The organism is Bartonella fuyuanensis, assembly GCF_014197255.1.
Lineage (GTDB): Bacteria > Pseudomonadota > Alphaproteobacteria > Rhizobiales > Rhizobiaceae > Bartonella > Bartonella fuyuanensis.
The window spans coordinates 1-1,700 of record NZ_JACIFE010000064.1; the positions used below are offsets into that span (position 1 = coordinate 1).

The 1,700-nt window shown below is 38.7% G+C and carries 3 protein-coding genes; all 3 read right to left on the minus strand.

The window, feature by feature from the left end; all coding sequences use genetic code 11:
- On the minus strand, window positions 1–380 hold a 380-nt coding region (locus GGR08_RS07900), incomplete at its 3' end, for a lysozyme (RefSeq protein WP_183194751.1).
- Window positions 381–444: 64 nt separating this feature from the next.
- Window positions 445–774, minus strand: coding sequence for a hypothetical protein (locus GGR08_RS07905; protein ID WP_183194752.1), 330 nt, complete (start codon window positions 772–774; stop codon window positions 445–447).
- Between the two features lie 13 nt (window positions 775–787).
- Window positions 788–1,700 (minus strand): phage major tropism determinant (locus GGR08_RS07910; RefSeq protein ID WP_484478978.1); only part of this gene is annotated, 913 nt, incomplete at its 5' end.

The window sequence follows — 1,700 nt, forward strand, 5'->3', positions numbered from 1 at the left end:
CCTACCTTATTCCATTTCTGTAATTCTACAGGAACAGATTCATAATCTCCTTGATTCAGCTTCTTCAACAAGGTCGATTTGCAAAAAGCACAGGTACCTACATTATAGCAAAACGATACCAATGCCGCGAATTGACTATCCGTTAAGGAAACCTTCACAGATGTCTCTACTGCCTTCTCAAATTTCTTTAAATCATCACAAAGAATTTCTTCCGCTTCCTTCTTCGTAATATGCATGCCTTTTTTGACAAGAGGTTGACCAGCATGACTGGTGTGACCATAACCTATCGTCCAAATACAGGCCGCATCTTTATAAGCCTCCAATCGCAAACCTTCCCATTGTTTGATAAGTTCTAATCCTTCTTTCGATATTTTTCTCATTGGCTCCTCCATAAAAAAAAGCCCCACATCCGTGAGACTGCATAAAATTTTTCGCTGATGATCTCTATTCTCTATGCTCTTTGATCAACTGTTCAACTTCTTCAACACAAAAACCAAGCCTAAAAAGCATAGCATACTCGCTTTCCTGTAATTCATACTGAAAACGCTTTTCTATATAATCACCATTTGAACCAACCGCCATTTCTGTTTCCAAACAAACCATATGTGTATCATCTTCAATCCCAACCTCTCCTTCACTCAGCTCTTTGATAAAAACCCAATCAAAACGCGTTGCTAATAAATCCTCTAGCCTCCTTACCGTTTCTGCCTTATCAAAGGAAAGCATATTCATATAATCATCTTTGCTATTTAAATGCTCTGGATAATCTATCATCTTCACTAAACCCCTAAATAAAATAACTCGGACGACTACAACCGCGAGCTCCTATTTTGTCATCCTTGAAACCACGAGAATACTGACCATTGCGATAAAATGGACCACTATAGAAACCTTGTTGCCAACTCCCTCCGCCTATCAATACATTCATGGAACTTCTCATACCTGCCCCACCTGAAGAAGTTTGTACAGGAAACGTCTCCAACAAATACTGCCAAACATAACCACAACCATCCTCACATCCAATGTGAGAGATCATACGACGATTTCCCGTATCCTTATGGCCACCTGTCTTTTTCGGATTAGGAGATTTATTACCTGCTATACTTGTCTTTTCATTACTTCCATAAAGGGCAGAGATAAATTCCTTATCACTTAGTAAAGACTTCTTTACACGAATCATATCTGTAACATGATCCGTATAACTACGGTTCGTCGTAATCGGAACATTATAGGCCGAGCGCGTATTGGCACCTGTCCCTGACTGAAGATAAATATCAACCCAAATACCTGTGGAATAATCATAGACCATCCCCTCAGGCGAACTATGCGGACGATGATTCAAACACCAAACTGAATTGGGTAATATATCCCCCGCTTTATAACCAGATAATGGATGATCTATTATAATACCAACATCTGCACAAAGCGTATGAAATCCTCCTATCTTTCGACAATTCGTCGATCCATAACCTGTAGGATAAGTAGAATTTAATGACACAACAAATTTCGCAGTATTATTATACGAAGTCACTAAATAAATGTAATAATCATTACCCCCTGTAAGATTCACATTAATTGGAATAGTTGTATCTTCCATGTAACTCATCACAATCAGCTCATTTCCCTTTTTCAAAGAGATATGCGTTCCTTGTTTAAACGTAAGTTGTTTTTTTCCTGTCGCTACAAGAAATGGCCTCGAG

What these genes read in the sequence shown, in the direction of transcription:
- GGR08_RS07905 (WP_183194752.1), bottom strand. Translation starts at nt 774, where the DNA reads ATGATAGATTATCCAGAGCATTTAAATAGCAAAGATGATTATATGAAT.